We start from the raw sequence: 20346 nt of genomic DNA on the forward strand, positions 1-20346 counted from the left end.
GGATCAGCGCCGCTCGCTCTCGTAGCGGCGGGCGGCGGCCGGAAAGACGCCCAGCAGGCGCACCATGTCGGTGAAGTAGTCCAGCTCCTCCAGCGCCAGCTGGACCGAACGGTCGTCGGGATGGCCCTCGATCTCGGCATAGAACTGGGTCGCGGTGAAATGACCGCCGACCATGTAGCTTTCCAGCTTGGTCATGTTGACGCCGTTCGTCGCGAATCCGCCCATCGCCTTGTAGAGCGCGGCGGGGATGTTGCGCACGCGGAAGACGAAGGCGGTGATCATGCCGCCCTTGCCGCGCCGCTTGAGGTCGGGCTCGCGGGCCATGACGATGAAGCGCGTCGTGTTGCGGTCGTGATCCTCGATGTGCCGGGCGAGGACGCGCAGCCCGTAGATCTCGGCCGCGAGCTCGGAGGCGAGTGCGGCGCGGCTGTCGTCGCCGCCCTCGGACACCTCGCGGGCGGCGCGCGCATTGTCCGAGCAGACCTCGCTCGCGATGCCGTTCTCGCGCAGGAAGCCGCGGGCCTGCGGCAGGATCACCGCATGGCCGAGCGCGGTGCGGATCTGCTCGAGCCGCGCACCGGGCCGGCCGAGCAGGTTGACATGCACCCTGACGAAGGCCTCGTCGACGATGTGCAGCCCGCTCTCGGGCAGCAGCTGGTGGACGTCGGCGACCCGGCCGTAGGTGGAGTTCTCCACCGCGATCATGCCGAGATCGGCGTCGCCCTTGCGGACGCTCTCGATCGCGTCCTCGAAGGTGGGGCAGGGCCACGGCTCCATGTTGGGCCGGGCCTCGGCGCAGGCCTGGTGCCCGTAGGCGCCGAGCTCGCCCTGGAAGGCGATGCGGTTGGTCATGTCGGTCCTCCCCCGCAGGTCGCGGCCTGCGGCCCTGTCAAGACGGCCGGGGTCCCCGTTCGGGTGGCAGCCGGGGGGAGGCCGGGCCGGCCGCGCGCGCCGGTGCGGCGGGGCGGCAGTCGGGCAATTCGTCGCGGTTCTACGGCTTGCACAGGGGCATCCCAAGGGGATACATGGGCGCGCAAACGATGCGGGGACGGAAGCGCGGCATGTTCGACACAATGACCCTCACCAAGATCGTCGGCGGCGTCTGCGGCACCTTCCTGGTGTTCCTGCTGGGCGGCTGGGGCGCGGAGCTCATCTACGAGCCGGCCGAGAGCCACGGCGAGGGCGAGGAGCATGCGCAGGGCTACGTGATCCCGGTCGAGGACAGCACCGCCTCCGCCGAGCCGGAGGAGGAGATAGACGTGGCGGCCGTGCTCGCCAGCGGCGACGCCGCCTCGGGCGAGGGCCTGTTCCGCAACTGCCGGTCCTGCCACGCGGTCGCCCCGGGCGAGAACATGACCGGCCCGACGCTGCACGGCGTCGTCGGCCGCGGCATCGACACGGTGCCCGACTACGCCTATTCCGGCGCGCTCGAGCAGCTGGGGGACGTGTGGTCGCCCGAGGTGCTCTTCGCCTTCCTCGAGGATCCGCGCGGCACCGCGCCCGGCACCAAGATGACCTATGCCGGCATGCGCGACCCTCAGGACCGCGCCGACCTGATCGCCTGGCTCGCCACGCAGGACGGCTGAGGTTCCGGCGACGGACCGGGAAACGCGCCGCCGCGGGCCACCGCCGGCGGCGTTTTCATGTCCGGCGGGATCGTTCGTTGCGCGGGACCGGTCCGCCGCGAGCGGATCACGGGGGCCTGACGGATCCTCACGCAATCTCGCCTTGAACATCGCGGCGCCGGGCCGCTAGCGTTGCCGGCAAGCCTGACACACCCGTCCCCGATGGAGGATCGCCCGGTGCCCCATTCCCGCAAGACCGCCCCTCGCGCCCTCGCCGTCGCCCGCGCCACCGGCGCCCCCGTTCCGTGGATCGGCGGGGCGCTGCTGCTGGGGGCCGGCTTGCTCGCGGCCGGGGCCGTCCACGGGCAGGATGCGGACGAGGCGGTGACCGAGAGCCACGGCTACACCAATTTCGGCGAGCTGAGATATCCCGCCGATTTCGAGCATCTCGACTACGTCAATCCCGACGCCCCCAAGGGCGGCGAGATCGCGACCTGGGCGCAAGGCACCTTCGACAGCTTCAACAACTATGCCCGCGAGGGCGTCCCGGTGGCGCTGAACGACATCTACTACGAGAGCATCCTCACCGGCACCGCCGACGACGTCTACGGCAGCTACTGCTACCTCTGCACGACGCTCGAATATCCCGAGAGCCGGGACTGGGTGATCTTCAACCTGCGGGACGACGTGACCTTCTCGGACGGGACGCCGATGACGGCGGCGGACGTGGAGTTCAGCTTCAACCTCTTTCTCGAGCAGGGCATCGCCGAATACCGGGCGGTGGTCGAGAGCTACATCGAGAGCGTCGAGGTGATCGACGATCACACGATCCGCTTCGATTTCGCCGACGAGGCCCCGGTGCGCGATCGCGTCGGTTTCGCGGGCGGCACGCCGGTCTTCTCGAAGACCTGGTTCGAGACCAACGGGATCCGCCTCGACGAGTCCCAGGATGCGCCATTCCTCGGCACCGGGCCCTATGTCCTCGGCAGCTTCGACTACAACCGGCAAGTGGTGATCGAGCGCGACCCCGACTGGTGGGGGGCGGACCTGCCGATCAACCGGGGGCGGTACAACTTCGACACGATCCGGGTCGAGTATTTCGCCGACGGCTCGGCCGCGTTCGAGGGCTTCGCCGCGGGAGAATACACCTTCCGGGCCGAGAACTCGTCCAAGGACTGGGCCACGTCCTACACCTTCCCTGCGGTCGAGAACGGCTGGGTCGTGCAGGAGACGATCCCGTCGGGCGCGATCGGATCGGGCCAGGCCTTCGTCTTCAATCTCGACCATCCGCAATGGCAGGACATCCGCGTGCGGCAGGCCGTCGAGATGATGTTCAACTTCGAATGGTCGAACGAGACGCTGTTCTACGGACTCTACGACCGCACCACCGGCTTCTGGCAGAACTCCGACCTCGCCGCGAGCGGCACGCCCTCGCCCGAGGAGGTCGCGATCCTGCAGCCGCTCGTCGACGAGGGCCTGCTGCCCGAGAGCATTCTCACCGACGAGGTGGTGATGCCGACGGTCAACGGCGCCGGCCAGAACCAGCCCGACCGCGCGGTGTTCCGCGCCGCGGGTGCGCTGCTGGCCGAGGCCGGTTGGGAGGTCGGGCCGGCCGGAATGCTGCAGAAGGACGGCCAGCCGTTGCAGATGACCATCCTGCAGGTGTCGCCCCTGTTCGACCGCATCGTGAACCCCTTCATCGAGAACCTGCGCCAGCTCGGCATCGACGCAAGGCTCGACCGGGTCGACTACGCGCAATACGTGGAGCGGACGCGGACCGGCGATTACGACCTGGTCAACTCGTCGCCGGGCCAGAGTTTCGAGCCGGGCTCGGGTCTCAAGCAGTGGTTCGACAGCTCGACCGCGGGCGACAGCTCGCGCAACCTAATGAACCTGCGGGATCCGGCGATCGACCGGCTGCTGCCGATCGTGATCGAGGCGCAGACGCTGGAGGAGATGGTGCCGGCCGTCCACGCGCTCGACCGGGTGCTCAGGGCGACGCGGTTCTGGGTGCCGCAGTGGAACAAGGGCGAAACCTGGGTCGCCTATTACGACATGTTCCGTCACCCCGAGACGCTGCCCCCCTATGCGACGGGCGAGCTCGACTGGTGGTGGTACGATGCCGAGGCGGCGCAGGCGCTGCGCGACGCCGGGGCCCTGAACTGATCCGATAACGAGGAGGAGGAGCCCTTGGGCGCCTACATCCTGCGGCGGCTGCTGCTCGTGATCCCCACGCTGCTCGGGATCATGATCATCAACTTCGCCCTGACCCAGTTCGTGCCCGGCGGGCCCATCGAGCAGATCATCGCTCGGATGGAAGGCGGCGGCGACGTGTTCGAGAGCATCTCGGGCGGCGGGTCCGAGGTGACCATGGGCGACACCGGCTCCGACTATGTCGGCGCCCGGGGCCTGCCGCCCGACTTCATCGCCCAGCTCGAGCGGGAATTCGGCTTCGACAAGCCGCCGCTCGAGCGGTTCATGCTGATGATGTGGGACTACATGCGGTTCGATTTCGGCGAGAGCTGGTTCCGCTCGATCTCGGTCGTGGACCTGGTGCTCGAGAAGCTGCCGGTCTCGATCACGCTGGGTCTGTGGTCGACCCTGATCGCCTACCTGATCTCGATCCCGCTCGGCATCCGCAAGGCGGTCCGGGACGGCTCGGCCTTCGATACCTGGACGTCTGGCGCGATCATCGTCGGCTACGCGATCCCGGGCTTCCTCTTCGCGATCCTGCTGATCGTGCTCTTCGCCGGCGGCAGCTACTTCCGCATCTTCCCGCTGCGGGGCCTCACCTCCGACAACTGGGAGGATCTGAGCCTGATCGGCAAGGTCCTGGACTATTTCTGGCACATCACGCTGCCGGTGACCGCCTCTCTCATCTCGTCCTTCGCGACGTTGACGCTGCTGACGAAGAACTCGTTCCTCGACGAGATCAAGAAGCAGTACGTGATGACCGCGCGCGCCAAGGGGCTGGCCGAGCGGCGGGTCCTCTACGGGCACGTCTTCCGCAACGCGATGCTGATCGTGATCTCGGGCTTTCCGGCGCTGTTCATCGGCGTGTTCTTCGGCGGCTCCCTCATCATCGAGACGCTGTTCAGCCTCGACGGCCTGGGACGGCTCGGCTACGAGGCCGCGCTGGCGCGGGACTACCCGGTAGTGTTCGGCACGCTCTTCGCCTTCTCGCTGATCGGGTTGGTCATCGGGATCATCACTGATCTGACCTACGTCTTCATCGATCCGCGGATCGACTTCGAGAGCAGGGGATAGCGCCGATGTCCGATCCCCGCATCAACGAGGGCGCCTCCTCGGCCCCGCATCCGGGCGCCGCGGCCGATCCCTCGACCACGTTGACGCCGGTCGGCGCCCCCGCCGGCCGCAAGGCGCGGCTCTCGCCGCTCAATCAGCGCCGCTGGCGCAACTTCAAGCGCAACCGCCGCGCCCTGTGGTCCGCCGTGATCTTCGGCCTGCTCTTCGGGCTGTCGCTGTTCTCGGAATTCCTCGCCAACGACAAGCCGATCCTCGTCAGCTACCGGGGCGAGCTGCGGATGCCGATCTTCAGCTTCTATTCCGAGCGCGACTTCGGCGGCGACTTCCCGACCGAGGCGGCCTATGGCGACCCCGAGGTGCAATGCCTGATCGTGACCGGCGGGGTGGAGGATTGCTTCGACACGCCGGGCGAGATCCTGGCCCGGGTCAACAACGGCTTCGATCTGCAGATGGAGGGGTTCGAGAGGGGCTGGATGCTCTGGCCGCCGATCCCCTATTCCTACGACACGATCGTCGACCGGCCCGGCGTCGCCCCCGCCCCGCCCAACGTCATCGGCTATTACGAGGGCGAGGACGGAGAGACGTCGTTCGGCCTGCTGCCGCCCGGGCAGCGGGGGTCGAACCTTCTGGGTACCGACGACACCAAGCGGGACGTGCTGGCGCGGGTGATCTACGGCTTCCGCCTGTCGATCCTCTTCGCGCTGATGGTCACCGTCGCCTCGTCGGTGATCGGCGTCGTGGCGGGCGCGGTGCAGGGCTATTTCGGCGGCTGGACCGACCTGATCTTCCAGCGCTTCATCGAGATCTGGACCGGCACGCCCAGCCTCTACGTCATCATCATCCTCTTCGCGATCCTGGGGCGAAGTTTCTGGCTGCTGGTCTTCCTGACCGTGCTCTTCGGCTGGCCCGCGCTGGTCGGCGTGGTGCGGGCGGAGTTCCTGCGCGCCCGCAACTTCGAATATGTCCGCGCGGCCAAGGCGCTGGGGGTCAGCGACCGGACCATCATGTTCCGGCACATGCTGCCGAACGCGATGGTGGCGACGGTGACGATGCTGCCCTTCCTCGTGACCGGCGCGATCGGGACGCTCGCCTCGCTCGACTTCCTCGGTTTCGGGCTGCCCTCCTCGGCGCCGTCGCTGGGCGAGATGACGTTGCAGGCGAAGCAGAACCTGCAGGCGCCCTGGCTCGGCTTCACCGCCTTCTTCACCTTCGCGATCATGCTGTCGCTGCTCGTCTTCGTCTTCGAGGGGATCCGCGACGCCTTCGATCCGCGCAAGACGTTCAGCGGCGGCCCCTCGGCGGCGGAGGCAGAGGCCGGGGAGCGCGAGATCGAGGCGGAAGGAAGGACGGCATGAGCGCGCTGCTGGAAGTCGAGAACCTGAACGTCCGCTTCCGCCAGGACGGCGCGCTGATCCGCGCGGTGCGGGGCGTCAGCTTCACCGTGGCGGAGGGGGAGACGGTCGCGCTGGTCGGCGAATCGGGGTCCGGCAAGTCCGTCACCGCGCTGTCGACCGTGCAGCTGCTGGGCGAGACGGCCGAGGTGTCGGGCCATGTCCGCTACCGGGGGACCGAGATGATCGGCGCGTCCGACCAGCGGCTGCGGGACGTGCGCGGCAACGACATCAGCTTCATCTTCCAGGAGCCGATGACCTCGCTCAATCCGCTCCACACGATCCAGAAGCAGTTGAGCGAATCGATCGAGCTGCATCAGGGCCTGCGCGGCGACGCGGTGCGGACCCGGATCGTGGAGTTGCTGACCGAGGTCGGCATCCGCGATGCCGAGACGCGGCTCAACGCCTATCCCCACCAGCTCTCGGGCGGACAGCGCCAGCGGGTCATGATCGCCATGGCGCTGGCGAACCGGCCGCAGCTGCTGATCGCGGACGAGCCGACGACCGCGCTCGACGTGACGATCCAGGCGCAGATCCTCGACCTGCTCGCGGACCTGAAATCGCGCGAGAAGCTGTCGATGCTCTTCATCACCCACGACCTGACCATCGTGCGCCGGATCGCCGACCGGGTCTGCGTGATGAAGGACGGCGAGATCGTGGAACACGGGCCCACGGCCGAGATATTCGACGCGCCGCGCCATCCCTATACGCGGATGCTGCTGGGCGCCGAGAGCGCGGGCCGCCCGAACCCGGTGCCGCAGGACGCGCCCGTCGTCGCGGGGACCGAGCATCTGAAGATCTGGTTCCCCATCCATCGCGGCCTGCTGAAACGGACCGCGGGCTACGTGAAGGCGGTCAACGACGCGACGCTGACCGTCCGCGCCGGGGAGACCGTGGGCGTGGTGGGCGAGAGCGGGTCGGGCAAGACGACGCTGGCCCTCGCCCTGATGCGGCTGATCCGGTCGGAGGGGGGCATCTCGTTCCGGGGGCGGGCCATCGACGGGCTGTCGCCGCGCGCCATGCGGCCGCTGCGGTCCGAGATGCAGATCGTCTTCCAGGATCCCTACGGCTCGCTCTCGCCGCGCATGACGGTGGAGCAGATCATCGCCGAGGGGCTCGGCGTGCACGGGGTCGAGAAGGGGCGCGACAGGCGGCAGATGGTGGCCGAGATCATGGCCGAGGTCGGGCTCGATCCCGCCGCGATGGACCGCTACCCGCACGAATTCTCGGGCGGGCAGCGCCAGCGGATCGCCATCGCCCGCGCCCTGATCCTGCGGCCGAAGCTGATCGTCCTGGACGAGCCGACCAGCGCGCTCGACATGACGGTGCAGGTGCAGATCGTCGAGCTGCTGCGCGACTTGCAGGCGAAATACGGGCTCGCCTACCTCTTCATCTCGCACGACCTGAAGGTCGTGCGCGCCCTCAGCCACAAGGTCATCGTGATGAAGAACGGCGACGTGGTCGAGGCGGGCAGCGCCGAGGAGATCTTCGACGCGCCGCGGACCGACTATACCCGCCAGCTCATGGCCGCCGCCTTCGAGGGGCGGGCCGCCTGAGCCGGGGTCGGGTCGCCAGCGGGCGATCCCTTGACCCGTGCGGCCGGGACCTCGATCAGTCGGTGCCGAGCATGAAGCAGGTGGTGCCGCGCGCCTGGAGGCGCCGGCAGGCGAGGTCGGCATCCTCGCGCGTCAGGCCCAGAACGTTCGCGTCGAAGCCGGTCGGCTGACGGATCACCCGGCGCAGCCCCTCGGACAGGACCGCGGCCTCGTTGAGGGTGACCTGCACGAGGTGACGCTCGGCGTCGTATTGCGAGTTGAAGCGGCCGACATTGATGCCCCAGTGATGGCCGCCGCTGGTCGACAGGCGCGACACCATGACCGGCTCGGCCTCTTCCTCGACGCCTTCGGGCAGGGCGATGTCCGCCGCGCTCATGATGATCTCGCGCGGGGTCTCGCCCGCCGGCAGGGCCATGCCGTCGGACGAGACCGAGACGGCGTCGTTCAGCGACAGCTCCGCCCCTTCGAGGATCGCGGCGGTCGAGCCGGTCGTCGCCTCGCCGGCGGGCGGCGCGCCCTCGACGAAGGTCAGGACGGTCCCGTCCTCGGTCACCGCGTCGAACGGGCTCTCCGCTGTCGGCGGGGGCGCTTCGGCGGTCTCGCCCAGGATGTCGTCCAGCGTTTCGGCGATCAGCTCGTCGGTGACGCGGTCGGCGCTGCTCGGGGCCGAACCGGGCCGGGATTCGGGACGGACCGCCCGGGTGACGAGGCCGCTCGTGCGGATCGTCCGTGCGGCCGGCGGGGCGTTGATGGTCGACGACGAGAGGAGCATCGGGTCCGTCGCCCCGCCCGGGTCCTGCGCCGCGACCGCCTCGGGGGTCGAGAGCGGCGCGAGCGACGGGGCATGGGCGAAGCCCATGTCCAGCAGCTCGGCCACGCGTGCGTTGCGGTCGGCGGTGGAGGTGCCGCCGAAGACGGTGGCGATGATGCGCCGGTCGCCCCGCTGCGCGCTGGCGACGAGGTTGAAGCCGGCGGCATTGGTGAACCCGGTCTTGATCCCGTCGGCGCCCTCGTAGGCGTCGAGGAAGCGGCGGTTGGTGTTCGTCACCTGCGCGATGCCGGCATCGGCCGTGCGGCGCGAGAACAGGTTATAGTATTGCGGGAAGTCGTAGATCATGTGGCGGCCGAGGATGGTCATGTCGTGCGCCGTCGACATGTGCCCCTCCTGCGTCAGGCCGTTGGCGTTGCGGAACGTCGTGCTCGTCATGCCCATCGCCTGGGCGGTCGCGTTCATCCGGCGGGCGAAGGCGTCCTCCGAGCCCGAGATCGCGATGCCGATCGCCGTGGCCGCATCGTTGGCCGAGCGGATCGCGGCGGCGCGGATCAGGTAGCGCATCCGGATCGTCTGCCCGGTCTGAAGGCCGAGCCGCGAGGGCGGCTCGTTCGCGGCGAGCGAGGTGATCCGTACCTCGGTATCGAGCCCGAGTTCGCCCCGCTCGATCGCCTGGAACGCGATGTAGAGCGTCATCATCTTCGTCAGCGAGGCCGGGTGCAGCCGGGTCTCGGCGTTGCGCGAATGGATGATCTCGCCCGTCCGGGCATCCATCACCATCGCCGCGTAAGGCGCGGCGCGGCCGGTCTGCGGCGCCAGCGCCGCTGCGGCGAGCATGAACAGGAACAGCAGGCCCATACGGGCCGCCAGACGGAGCTGTCGGATGGACACGATGGTCACCTTTGAAACTGTCTGCCTCGGGCGGGTCCGCATCGTGGCGGATCCCTTGATTGAGAAGGACGCTAGCACGACCCCGTGAGTCCCGGAAGGCCCGACTTTCCAAGGATTGTGCGGCGAAGCTCATCTGCAACCTAAACCTGCCGAGCGGGGGGCGGATTGCCGCTACATGCGGGATTCGTCAGGCGGCCTGAGGATCAGAGCGTGCCCAGAACGGCGCGCAGGTCCCGCAGCGACTCGATCCGGCGGAACCGTTCGGCCCCCCGCGGCGTTTCCGCGCGCTCGTAGGACCAGGTTGTCTCGTACGGGACATGGATGCCCCAGGCCCCGGCCTCGATCGCCGGCAGGATGTCGGACCGCAGCGAATTGCCGACCATCGCGGAGCGGTCGGGCCGGTCGAAGAGACGGGCATAGGTTCGCGCCGTCTTGTCGCTGACGATCTCGACCCCGTCGAAGAGCTCGCCGAGGCCCGAGGCCGCGAGCTTGCGTTCCTGGTCCAGCAGATCGCCCTTGGTCACCAGCAGCAGCCGCGCCTCTCCCGCGAGGCTCTCGACCGCGTCCCGCGCGCCGGGCAGCAGCTCGACCGGATGCGCCAGCATGTCGCGTCCGGCGGCGAGGATCTCGCCGATCACGGCGCCCGGCACCCGCCCCTCCGTCACCTCGACCGCCGTCTCGATCATCGAGAGGGTGAAGCCCTTGATGCCGAAGCCGTAGCGGCCGAGATTGCGCCGCTCCACCGCGTCGAGCCGGGGGCCGAGATCGGCGGGATCGGCATGGTCCGCCAGCAGCCGCGCGAAGCTGGCCTGGGTCATCTGGAAGTACCGCTCGTTGTGCCAGAGCGTGTCGTCGGCATCGAAGCCGACGGTCCATTCCGCGAGATCGGTCATCGGCCCCTCCTCTGCCCGGCCGCGGCCTTTTCAGCGCGGTCCGGGCGCATATATACACGGGCCTACCAGCCGAGACAGACGAACCGGGCCCGACCCGGGATGGGGCGCCGATGACGACGGACATCTGGACGATGCAGGACGACGATGACGACGACCGCGACGGCGGGGCCGGCGTCAAGCTCGAGACGCGGACGAAGACGCGCAAGCCTCCGCTCTACAAGGTGCTGATCCTGAACGACGATTACACCCCGATGGAATTCGTGGTCCACGTGCTGGAGCGGTTCTTCGGGATGACCCATGCGCAGGCCTTCGACCTGATGCTGACGGTGCACAAGAAGGGCGTCGCCGTGGTCGGCGTGTTCACCCACGAGATCGCCGAGACGAAGGTCGCCCTCGTGATGGACTTCGCGCAGCGGCACCAGCACCCGCTGCAATGCACGATGGAAAAGGAATAGGTCCCGGCCTTGGCGCGTGACCGGCTTTCCGCCGCGCTGGAGGCGCGGCTGCTCGACCTGCCGGACGGCGAGGTGCTGGCGGTCGAGCCGCCCGCGGGGGCCGACCTCTCGGCCCTGCCGCGCGAGCGGGTGCGCGTCCTCACCACCTTCGCGCCCAAAGCCGATCACTGGGCGGGCCGGGGCTTCGCCCTCGACGAGGGCGGGGCCGCGGCGCTGGCGCTGGTCCATGTGCCCCGCGGCAAGGCCCATGCCCGGGCCCTGATCGCGGCGGCGACCCGGCGGGCCGATGTCGTGGCGGTGGACGGGCAGAAGACCGACGGCATCGACAGCCACTGGCGCGACCTGCGGAAGCTGACTGGCGGCGACGTGCCCTCGCTGAGCGCCGCGCATGGCCGGCTCTTCGTCGTGCCGCCGGGCGCCGACCTCGCCGCCTGGGACGATCCCGGCCCCCGCGAGGTGGCCGACGGGTTCGTCACCAGGCCCGGCGTGTTCAGCCAGGACGGGCCGGACCCGGCCTCGATCCTGCTGGCCGAGACGCTGCCGCCGCAGCTGCCCCCCCGGATGGCCGATCTCGGCGCCGGCTGGGGTTACCTCTCGCGGGCGATCCTGACGCGGGAGGGGGTGACCGCCCTCGACCTCGTGGAAGGGGAGGGGCTGGCCCTCGATTGTGCGCGGCTGAACGTGACCGATCCCCGTGCCCGCTTCGTCCGGGCGGATGCGACGACCCATCCGGGCGGGCCCTGGGACGGTGTCGTGACCAACCCGCCCTTCCATGCCGGGCGCGCCGCCGATCCCGGCCTCGGCCGTGCCTTCATCGCCGCGGCGGCCCGGGGGCTGACGCGGGACGGTCAGCTCTGGCTTGTCGCGAATCGGCAGCTTCCGTATGAAGAGGCCCTGGACGGCGCCTTTGCGCGAACGCAAACCCTGCGCGAGACGGCGGGGTTCAAGGTCCTTCACGCGTCGCGGCCCCGCAGCGGGGCCTGATCCTCAGCGGAGCCCCCCGACATGTCGTTTTCCATCGCGGGCAAGACCGCCATCGTGACCGGTGCCGCCAACGGTGTCGGCCTCGCCATCGGACGCCGCTTCGTCGAGGCCGGGGCGAACGTCGTCTTCGTCGACCGCGACGAGGAGACGCTGATGCGCGAGATCGGCGACATGGTGAAGGACGAGGGCGCGGCCCGCTGCTTCACCGGCGACCTGCGCGAGAAGCTGACCATCGCCAACCTGCTCAGCCTCGCCATCGACGCCTATGACCGGGTCGACATCCTGGTGAACGCGGCGCGCCAGGTCGTGCCGACCGACCCGCTCGACCCCGACGACAGCTCGATGCACGAGATGCTCGAGCAGAACCTGATGATCGCGATGCGGCTCTGCCAGGCGACGGCGAAGAAGATGATCAAGATCGGCGCCGACCAGGAGGAGGGGACGCTGGGATCGATCATCAACCTGTCCTCCATCGCCGCCCGCCGGGCGCATCCGGACCTGCTGGCCTATTCCGTCTCGACCGCCGCGCTCGACCAGCTGACACGCTCGCTCGCCGTGGCGCTGGCGCCGCACCGGATCCGGGTGAACGCGGTCGCCTTCGGCTCCGTGATGAGCGCTTCGCTCAAGGGCTCTCTCAAGGAGGACAACGGGATGCGGGGCGAGATCGTCTCGCACACGCCGCTGGCGCGGATCGCGGGTCCGGGCGAGGTGTCCGAGGCGGTGCAGTTCCTCGCCAGCGATTCGGCGGATTTCGTGACCGGGCAGGTGATCACGGTCGATGGCGGGCGCACGCTGCTCGACGCGGCCGGGGTGGCGGCGCATTAGGGCCGCGTTCCGCCCGCGGCCGATGGACGGCCGAGATATCTGTCTTCCCTGCGAAGAAAGAGTCAGTCGGTCCAGAAATCCGGGCCGGCGCGCTCCAGTAGCTGGGCGGCCATGGCCCGGCCGATCTCCGGCCCGTCGGTCGCCGGGCCGGTGACGTCGTCGGACAGCACGCGCGCCCCGTCCTCGGACAGGATCTCGCCCCGCAGGCGCAGGCTGTCGCCCGTCAGCTCGGCGAGGCCGGCGATCGGCGTCTCGCACGACCCGTCCAGCCCCTCCAGCAGCGCCCGTTCCGCGGCGAGCCGCAGGCCGGTCGCGCGGTGGTGGATCCGGGCCAGCAGCGCCGCGACCCGGTCGTCGCTCGTCCGGCGCTCGATCCCGATGGCGCCCTGCGCGATGGCGGGCAGCATGTCCTCGGGCGCGACCGGGCTCTGCGCGACATCGGCATAGCCGAGCCGGTTCAGCCCCGCCATGGCGAGGAAGGTCGCCTGCGCCACGCCGTCCCGCAGCTTCTGCAGGCGCGTCTGCACGTTGCCCCGGAACTCGACCACGTACAGGTCCGGGCGCCGCGCCATCACCTGCGCCCGCCGCCGCAGCGATGAGGTGCCGACCACGGCCCCCCGCGGCAGATCGGCGAGGCCGCCGTGCCCCAGCGTGACGAAGGCGTCGCGCGGATCCTCGCGCGGCAGGTAGGTGTCCAGGATCAGCCCCTCGGGCTGGAGCGTCGGCATGTCCTTCATCGAATGGACGGCGAGGTCGATCTCGCCGGCGATCAGCGCCTCCTCGATCTCGCGGGTGAACAGGCCCTTGCCGCCGATCTCGCGCAGGGCGCGGTCCTGCACCCGGTCGCCGGTGACCTTGATCACCACGATCTCGAACGCGGCCTCCGGCAGGCCGTGCGCGGCCATCAGGCGGTCCCGCGTCTCGTGCGCCTGGGCCAGCGCCAGCGGCGAGCCGCGGGTGCCGATGCGGAGGGGGGCGTCGGGGGTGGGGGCGTCGTCTGTCATGGGGAGGGGCTTACGGCACCCCGAAGAGGGCTTTCAAGCGGCGGCGCCACCCGCGCCGTCTGCGGCGGGGCGCCCGGGGCGGGCTTTCGGCCCACGGTCCGAGCTTGAGGTGCTGGAGAACGGCATGGTCGTAGAAGGTCATTGGGCGGGGTCCGGCATGGGAGCGGCGCCGCATCGCAGATCACATCGCTCCTGCCATGCTGGTGTCAGCAGCCCGCCCTGTGCTGTCAGGGGCAAGACGGCTATCCTGCCCCCATGTCCCGCCCCGACCGCCTGTTCGAGCTGATCCAGACCCTGCGCGCCGCCCCGGGTCCGCGCACGGCGCAGGATCTGGCGACGGCGCTCGAGGTGAGCCCGCGGACCATCTACCGCGACATCTCCGCGCTGCAGGCGATGCGGGTGCCGGTCGAGGGGGCGGCGGGGATCGGCTACGTGCTGCGGCGGGGCTACGACCTCCCCCCGCTCAACTTCGATACCGAGGAGGCGGAGGCGCTGCGCGTCGGCCTGGCCATGCTGATGCGCACCGGCGACGGCGCGCTGGTCCGGGCGGGCCGGCGGGTGCGCGACAAGATCGACGCGCTGCACGGCCCCGCGACCTGGCTGCATGTCGCCCCGTTCGGCGCGCCGATGGACGATCCCGGCCTCGGCTGCGTGCCCGTCGCGCAGCTGCGTCAGGCGATCCGGGAGGAGCGCAAGCTGCGGATCGACTATCGCGCCCCGGAGGGCGAGACCGAGCGGGTGATCCGCCCCCTCGTCCTGATCTACCATGTCGAGGTGAAGATGCTCGCCGCCTGGTGCGACCTGCGGGCCGACTTCCGGCACTTCCGCATCGACCGCATCTGGGGCTGCGAGACGCTGGAGGAGAGCTTCGCCGGACAGGGGGACCTGCTGCGGTCCCTCTGGGCCGAGCGGGAGGGCGCGGAGAAGGTCGCGGGCGGCGCCGCTTGACTTCCGGGGGGCGGGCGACGACCTCCCTCCCCGGAGAGCAAGGAAGGCACCGCGATGACCGACAAGACGATCCTGCGGGCCCTGCGGGGCGAGACGCTGCCGGTGCCGCCCGTCTGGATGATGCGGCAGGCGGGGCGCTACCTGCCGGAATACAAGGCGACGCGGGCCGAGGCGGGGGACTTCCTGTCGCTGTGCTACACGCCCGAGCTGGCGGCGGAGGTCACGTTCCAGCCGATCCGCCGCTACGGCTTCGATGCCGCGATCCTGTTCGCCGACATCCTTCTGCTGCCGCAGGCGCTGGGGATGGAGCTGTGGTTCGAGACGGGGGAGGGGCCGAAGCTGACGCCGATCGCGTCCGAGGCCGATTTTGCCGCGCTGAGACCGGCGAGCGCGGTGCACGACACGCTCTCCCCGATCTACGAGACGGTGCGGATCCTCTCGAAGGGCCTGCCCGCCGAGACGACGCTGATCGGCTTCGCCGGGGCGCCCTGGACCGTCGCCACCTACATGATCGCCGGGCGCGGCACCCCGGACCAGGGGCCCGCCCACGCGATGAAGGAGGCGAACCCGGCCCTCTTCCGCGCCATCATCGACCGCCTCGTCGAGGGCACGATCGAGTACCTCTCCGCCCAGGTCGAGGCGGGTGCCGAGGTGGTCAAGCTGTTCGACAGCTGGGCCGGCTCGCTGCAGGGCGAGGATTTCGCCCGGTTCTCGGTCGCCCCGATGGCCGAGATCACGGCCGCGCTTAAGGCGCGCCATCCCGGGCTGCCGGTCATCGCCTTCCCCCGCGGCGCGGGAGAGCGCTATGCCGGTCTGCACGCGGCCATCGGCGCCGACTGCATCGCGCTCGACGACGGCGTCGCCCCGGACTGGGCCGCGCGCGAGGTCCAGCCCGGCGGCTGCGTGCAGGGCAATCTCGCCTCCTCGCACATGGTGACGGGGGGCGACGCGCTCGTGGCGGAGACGCGGGCGATCGTCGAGGCCTTCTCGGGCGGGCCGCACATCTTCAACCTCGGGCACGGGATCACCCCCGATGCGGACCCGGACAACGTGAGGTTGATGATCGACACGATTCGGGACAGGCTGACCTCCTAGGCCCGCCCGTCCCGAGCCGGCCGCGATCCGAACCGGCCGTGGGAGGGCCCCCGATGACACGTTTCCTGACGACAACCGCATTCTGCCTGTTGGCCGGTGGCGCCATCGCGCAGCAGGCGGCCGACGCGGTCGAACCCGAGGCGGACGCGGCGACGGGGGCCTTCGAGGGCCTGTCCGACGCCGCGGCGGCGGCGCTGGCGACGAAGGAGTCCGGCGAGCCGGTCATCGCGGAGGACTGGATGGTCGCTGCCGCCAACCCGCTCGCCGTCGAGGCCGGGGCCCGCATCCTCGGCGAGGGGGGCACGGCCGCCGACGCGATGGTCGCGGTCCAGGCGGTGCTGGGGCTGGTCGAGCCGCAATCCTCCGGCCTGGGCGGTGGCGCGTTCCTCGTCTGGTACGACGCGGAAACCGGCGAGCTGACCACGCTCGACGGGCGCGAGACGGCGCCCCTCGCCGCGACGCCGCTGCTGTTCCAGACCCCGGACGGGGAGCCGATGGGCTTCTTCGACGCGGTGGTCGGTGGCCTTTCCGTCGGCACGCCGGGCACCCCCGCCCTGATGGAGGCCGCGCACGAGGCCTGGGGCGAGGCGGAATGGGCCGGCCTCTTCGACGAGGCGATCGCGCTGGCCGAGGACGGGTTCACCGTCTCGCCCCGCCTCGCCGAGCTGGTGGCCGAGGATGCCGAGCGGCTCGGCAGGTTCGAGGCGACGGCGGCCTATTTCCTGCCCGGCGGCTCCGCCATCGAAGCGGGCGACACGCTGACCAACCCGGCCTATGCCGAGACGCTGCGCGCCATCGCCGAGAACGGGTCGGACGTGTTCTACGAGGGCGCCATCGCCGAGGGCATCCTCTCCACCGTGCAGGACGCGGCCGGCAATCCGGGCGTCCTGGCACAGATCGACCTCGACGCCTACGAGGTGGTGGAACGTCCGGCGGTCTGCGCGGCGTATCGCGGGCTCGATGTCTGCGGCATGGGCCCGCCCTCCTCGGGCGCGCTGACCGTGGGCCAGATCCTCGGCATGCTGGACAGCCACGACCTGAGCGCGGGGCCCGGGGATGCCGGGGTCTGGCGCCTGATCGGCGACGCCTCGCGCCTCGCCTTCGCTGATCGCGGCCGCTACATGGCCGACAGCGACTTCGTACCCGTCCCGACCGAGGGGCTGGTCGACCCGGACTACCTCTCGACCCGCGCCGCGCTGCTGGCGGGCGAGACGGCGCTGCAGAGCGTCGAGCCCGGGATGCCCGCCTTCGATCACGCGCTGCTCTGGGCGGACGACCGGTCGATCGAACTGCCCTCCACCTCGCACATCTCGATCGTCGACAGCTACGGCAACGCCCTGTCGATGACGACGACGATCGAGAACGGCTTCGGCTCGCGGCTGATGGCGCCGGGCGGCTTCCTGCTCAACAACGAGCTGACGGATTTCTCCTTCGCCAGCCACGAGAACGGCGTTCCCATTGCCAACCGGGTGGAGCCGGGCAAGCGGCCCCGCTCCTCGATGGCGCCGACCATCGTGATGCAGGATGGCGCGCCGATGCTGGTCATCGGCTCTCCGGGCGGCAGCCGGATCATCGGCTATGTCGCGCAGGCGATCATCGGCGTCGTCGACTGGGACATGAACGTGCAGGAGGCCGTCGCGATGGCGCACGGCGTCAACCGGTTCGGCACGTTCGACCTCGAGGAGGGGACCGAGCTGGCCGGCCTTCAGGCCGAGCTCGAGGCGATGGGATTCGAGGTCGGCGTGACCGGGCTCAATTCCGGTCTGCACGCGATCGAGATCGGCGAGCGGCTGGAAGGCGGCGCCGATCCCCGGCGCGAGGGCATCGCGCTGGGCGAGTGACGCCCGGGGGGCCGGACATCCGGGCCGGCCCTCAGACCCACTTCGCCATCGGCGGCAGGGACATCAGCACGGCGTTCGCGTCGTGCCCGGTGGCGAGGCCGAACTTGGTGCCCCGGTCGTAGACGAGGTTGTATTCGGCGTAGAGACCGCGATGGATCAGCTGGGCCTCCTTCTCGGCCTCGCCCCAGTCCATGCCGCGCCGCCGGTCGACCAGCGGCAGGAAGGCGGGAAGGAAGGCGCGGCCGATATCCTGCGTCAGCGCGAAATCCGCCTCCCAGTCGCCGGTATTGCGGTCGTCCATGAAGATGCCGCCGACGCCCCGGGCGCGGTTCCGGTGCGGGATGAAGAAGTACTCGTCGGCCCAGGCCTTCAGCCGCGGATATTCCCCGGCCCCGTGCGGATCGAGATGCGCCTTCAGCACGGCGTGGAAATCGGCCGTGTCCTCGTCGTATTCGAGCGCCGGGTTCAGGTCCGCCCCGCCGCCGAACCACCAGGCATGCGGCGTCCAGAACATCCGCGTGTTCATGTGGACAGCCGGGACGTGCGGGTTGCGCATATGGGCGACGAGGCTGATGCCTGAGGCCCAGAAGCTGGGATCCTCCTCCATGCCCGGCACGCCGCGCGCCGCCATCGACCGCTGCGCGGCCGCGCCCAGCCGGCCGTAGACGGTCGAGACGTTGACCCCCACCTTCTCGAACACCCGGCCGCCCCGCATCACGCTCATCAGCCCGCCGCCGGCATCCGATCCGTCCTCCGAGGCGCGGCGCGTCTCGGTCACCTCGAACCGGCCGGCGGGCAGGTCCGATCCCGGGCCGGCATCATGCGTCGCCTCGACCCGCTCGAAGGCGGCGACGATCTCGTCGCGCAGGGTGCGGAACCAGGCGGCGGCGCGGGTCCGTTCGTCGTGCCGCGGGTCGGGGCGGGGGGTGGTCTCGGTCATCGGGGGCCTGCTATTGCCTAACAGCCGCCTCCTAGCATCGGATGCGGCCCATCGCCAACGCGGCAGGGGCGCGGCCCGCCGCCCAAAGAGGGTCCCGTCCCATGTTCCGTCCCGTCCTGCCCCTCCTCGCCGCGCTTCTCGCGCTCGCCGCCTGCGCCACCCCGCGCGAGGCCTGCATCTCCAGCGCCAACCGCGAGCTGCGCGTGATCGATCGTCTCGTGGCCGAGACGCGGGCGAACATCGGGCGGGGCTACGCGCTGCGCGAGGTCGAGGAGGTGCGGGTCGTCGACGATCGCTGCCCGGTCTACGACCTGAACGGCCAGCTCAGCGGCTACAGCAGCTGCGACCGGACGGTCACCCGCACCCGCGACGAACCCGTGGCGATCGACCTCAACGCCGAGCGCGCCAAGCTCGATTCCCTGCTCGAGCGGCAGGCAGCGCAGCGCCGCGCGGTCGAGGAGGCGGTCCGCTCCTGCACGCTGCGCTACCCCGAGTGACGCCGCGCGCCCCCGCGATTTAGCGGTTGACGCATTCTCGCGCCGGGCCTATCTGACCGGCGGCTCGGCGGAGTAGCTCAGTTGGTTAGAGCAGCGGAATCATAATCCGCGTGTCGGGGGTTCAAGTCCCTCCTCCGCTACCATCATCCCCGATATCCGTTGTGGTTTCGACCCTGCGCGGCACGCCGTGCGGAGGGTCGTCCGGCACGGCGCCGGGATGGCCGGGTGCCCGACAGCCTGCCCCCCGCGATCCGCACCCGCCGGAAGGGGGGGCAGGATCCGCAGCTGTTGGACACGCGGCGCCGGATCGTGTTTCCTGCTCTCGGTTCCGCAGCGCGCGATGGCGTCGCGACTCCCGCTGCGGTCTCTCTCGAATCGACGGTCCTGCACGCCCGGACGTCCACCCCTCCCCTCCGGGGGGCGGGGTCCGGAGTGACGAGGTGCCACGATGGCCCAGACGACGATGATTCCGACACCGGCGGGGACCAGCCCCTTCACCGGGATGGCCTGCATGGTGGCGGCGATGATGCTGCTGCCGCTCGGCGACACGCTCGCCAAGCTTCTCACCGAGGCGCTGCACCCGGTCGAGATCGCGACGGGACGGGTGATCGCGCAGGCGGGGTTCCTCATGCCGGCGGCGCTGCTGCTGCGCGCGCGGCTGCGCGGGCCGATGTTCTCGCCGATCGTCGCGCTGTCGGGGCTCCTGGTGATGACGACCCTCACCAGCCTGATCGCCGCCTTCGCGGTCATGCCGATCGCCACCGCCATCGCCATCTTCTTCGTCGAGCCGCTTCTGCTCACGGTGCTGGCGGGCCCGCTTCTCGGCGAGGCCGTGGGATGGCGGCGGCTGGCGGCCGTCGGCGTGGGCCTCCTGGGGGCGGTGATCGTGATGCGGCCGGGGGCTGGTTTCGACGCGGCGATGCTGCTGCCGCTCCTCGCGGCACTCGCCTACGCGGTGAACATGATCGTGCTGCGGATCGCCTCGCGCCGCCGGTCGGCGCTGACGATCCAGGTCGGCGCCACGGTCTATGCCTGCCTCGGGATGGCCGTCCTGTCGGCGCTGCTGCACTGGGCCGGTCTTCTGGAGCCCCGCGTGGCTACGCTCTCCGGCGAGGGCTGGGCCTTCCTCCTCGGCAGCGGCGCGCTGGCGGCGGCGAGCTATGTCCTGATCGCCGAGGCGTTCCGCCATGCCGAGGCGGGGTTCCTCGCGCCGTTCCAGTATCTGGAGATCATCGGCGCCACCGCCGCCGGCTACCTCGTCTTCGGGCACTTCCCCGACGGGGCGACCTGGACCGGCATCGCGATCATCCTGGCTTCCGGCCTCTACATCGTCCACCGCGAGCGGGTCCGCCCCGCCTCGATCGAGCCTGCCGGCCACCCGAGCCGCCGGATCAAGCCGCGTTGACCCCGCGACCCCGCAAG

At 70.4% G+C, this 20346-nt stretch carries 18 protein-coding genes and 1 tRNA gene; 14 read left to right on the top strand and 5 right to left on the bottom strand.

All coding sequences use genetic code 11. The annotated features are described in order from the left end of the window. Nucleotides 1-3: 3 nt before the first annotated feature. Nucleotides 4-852 (bottom strand): prephenate dehydratase, encoded by an 849-nt coding sequence (locus tag BUE30_RS07840; RefSeq protein WP_073328030.1) that lies wholly within the window; start codon nucleotides 850-852, stop codon nucleotides 4-6. 209 nt (nucleotides 853-1061) lie between these two features. Here BUE30_RS07840 and BUE30_RS07845 point away from each other — a divergent pair, with 209 nt between their 5' ends. The 5 genes from BUE30_RS07845 (at nucleotide 1062) to BUE30_RS07865 (ending at nucleotide 7779) form a co-directional block, all read left to right on the top strand. After that, nucleotides 1062-1586, top strand: coding sequence for a c-type cytochrome (locus BUE30_RS07845; RefSeq protein ID WP_073328032.1), 525 nt, complete (start codon nucleotides 1062-1064; stop codon nucleotides 1584-1586). A 201-nt stretch (nucleotides 1587-1787) separates the two neighbouring features. Continuing rightward, complete coding sequence (locus BUE30_RS07850; protein ID WP_083601267.1) at nucleotides 1788-3731, top strand: extracellular solute-binding protein; 1944 nt, start codon at nucleotides 1788-1790, stop codon at nucleotides 3729-3731. Nucleotides 3732-3755: 24 nt separating this feature from the next. Further along, the gene (locus BUE30_RS07855; RefSeq protein ID WP_073328035.1) at nucleotides 3756-4832 is read left to right on the top strand and encodes a microcin C ABC transporter permease YejB; all 1077 of its coding nucleotides are present in this window, start codon (nucleotides 3756-3758) and stop codon (nucleotides 4830-4832) included. A 5-nt stretch (nucleotides 4833-4837) separates the two neighbouring features. Next, nucleotides 4838-6187, top strand: a complete 1350-nt coding sequence (locus tag BUE30_RS07860; RefSeq protein ID WP_083601268.1) for an ABC transporter permease — start codon at nucleotides 4838-4840, stop codon at nucleotides 6185-6187. Continuing rightward, a complete protein-coding gene (locus BUE30_RS07865; RefSeq protein WP_073328037.1) occupies nucleotides 6184-7779 on the top strand; it encodes an ABC transporter ATP-binding protein in 1596 nt (531 codons plus the stop codon). The genes BUE30_RS07860 and BUE30_RS07865 overlap by 4 nt, the downstream gene beginning before the upstream one ends. 55 nt (nucleotides 7780-7834) lie before the next feature. Here BUE30_RS07865 and BUE30_RS07870 read toward each other — a convergent pair whose 3' ends face one another. After that, entirely contained in the window at nucleotides 7835-9388 is a 1554-nt protein-coding gene (locus tag BUE30_RS07870) for a D-alanyl-D-alanine carboxypeptidase family protein (protein WP_073330149.1), read from the bottom strand. 257 nt (nucleotides 9389-9645) lie between these two features. Further along, entirely contained in the window at nucleotides 9646-10335 is a 690-nt protein-coding gene (locus BUE30_RS07875; RefSeq protein ID WP_073328040.1) for an HAD family hydrolase, read from the bottom strand. A 110-nt stretch (nucleotides 10336-10445) separates the two neighbouring features. Here BUE30_RS07875 and clpS point away from each other — a divergent pair, with 110 nt between their 5' ends. From clpS to BUE30_RS07890, 3 genes are read left to right on the top strand one after another with little or no spacing between them, the layout of a single operon-like run. Then, on the top strand, nucleotides 10446-10790 hold the full coding sequence (clpS, locus tag BUE30_RS07880) for an ATP-dependent Clp protease adapter ClpS (RefSeq protein WP_073328043.1): 345 nt from the start codon (nucleotides 10446-10448) through the stop codon (nucleotides 10788-10790). Nucleotides 10791-10799: 9 nt separating this feature from the next. Further along, a complete protein-coding gene (locus tag BUE30_RS07885; RefSeq protein WP_073328047.1) occupies nucleotides 10800-11774 on the top strand; it encodes a class I SAM-dependent methyltransferase in 975 nt (324 codons plus the stop codon). A gap of 21 nt (nucleotides 11775-11795) precedes the next feature. After that, nucleotides 11796-12599: an SDR family NAD(P)-dependent oxidoreductase gene (locus tag BUE30_RS07890; protein ID WP_073328050.1), complete on the top strand. Its 804-nt coding sequence runs from the start codon at nucleotides 11796-11798 to the stop codon at nucleotides 12597-12599. A 62-nt stretch (nucleotides 12600-12661) separates the two neighbouring features. Here BUE30_RS07890 and hemC read toward each other — a convergent pair whose 3' ends face one another. Further along, a complete protein-coding gene (hemC, locus tag BUE30_RS07895) occupies nucleotides 12662-13603 on the bottom strand; it encodes a hydroxymethylbilane synthase (RefSeq protein ID WP_073328053.1) in 942 nt (313 codons plus the stop codon). Between the two features lie 255 nt (nucleotides 13604-13858). Here hemC and BUE30_RS07900 point away from each other — a divergent pair, with 255 nt between their 5' ends. Genes BUE30_RS07900 through ggt form a run of 3 tightly spaced genes read left to right on the top strand, consistent with a single transcriptional unit; the run spans nucleotide 13859 to nucleotide 17487 of the window. After that, nucleotides 13859-14551 carry a helix-turn-helix transcriptional regulator gene (locus BUE30_RS07900; RefSeq protein ID WP_073328055.1) on the top strand — a complete coding sequence of 231 codons (693 nt, stop codon included), beginning with the start codon at nucleotides 13859-13861 and terminating at the stop codon, nucleotides 14549-14551. Between the two features lie 54 nt (nucleotides 14552-14605). Beyond that, complete coding sequence (hemE, locus tag BUE30_RS07905; RefSeq protein WP_073328058.1) at nucleotides 14606-15646, top strand: uroporphyrinogen decarboxylase; 1041 nt, start codon at nucleotides 14606-14608, stop codon at nucleotides 15644-15646. A gap of 53 nt (nucleotides 15647-15699) precedes the next feature. After that, the gene (gene ggt, locus BUE30_RS07910; protein WP_073328061.1) at nucleotides 15700-17487 is read left to right on the top strand and encodes a gamma-glutamyltransferase; all 1788 of its coding nucleotides are present in this window, start codon (nucleotides 15700-15702) and stop codon (nucleotides 17485-17487) included. A gap of 31 nt (nucleotides 17488-17518) precedes the next feature. Here the strand turns inward: ggt and hemF are convergent, their stop codons facing one another. Then, nucleotides 17519-18427, bottom strand: a complete 909-nt coding sequence (hemF, locus tag BUE30_RS07915; RefSeq protein WP_073328063.1) for an oxygen-dependent coproporphyrinogen oxidase — start codon at nucleotides 18425-18427, stop codon at nucleotides 17519-17521. Nucleotides 18428-18528: 101 nt separating this feature from the next. Between hemF and BUE30_RS07920 the strand changes: the two genes are divergently transcribed. The 3 genes from BUE30_RS07920 (at nucleotide 18529) to BUE30_RS07930 (ending at nucleotide 20329) form a co-directional block, all read left to right on the top strand. Continuing rightward, on the top strand, nucleotides 18529-18924 hold the full coding sequence (locus BUE30_RS07920) for a hypothetical protein (RefSeq protein ID WP_073328066.1): 396 nt from the start codon (nucleotides 18529-18531) through the stop codon (nucleotides 18922-18924). A gap of 66 nt (nucleotides 18925-18990) precedes the next feature. Continuing rightward, nucleotides 18991-19067: transfer RNA gene (locus BUE30_RS07925), tRNA-Met, on the top strand. 305 nt (nucleotides 19068-19372) lie between these two features. Then, a complete protein-coding gene (locus BUE30_RS07930; RefSeq protein WP_244526306.1) occupies nucleotides 19373-20329 on the top strand; it encodes a DMT family transporter in 957 nt (318 codons plus the stop codon). The last annotated feature ends 17 nt before the right edge of the window (nucleotides 20330-20346 follow it).

It is taken from the genome of Wenxinia saemankumensis (assembly GCF_900141735.1).
Classification (GTDB): Bacteria; Pseudomonadota; Alphaproteobacteria; order Rhodobacterales; family Rhodobacteraceae; genus Wenxinia; species Wenxinia saemankumensis.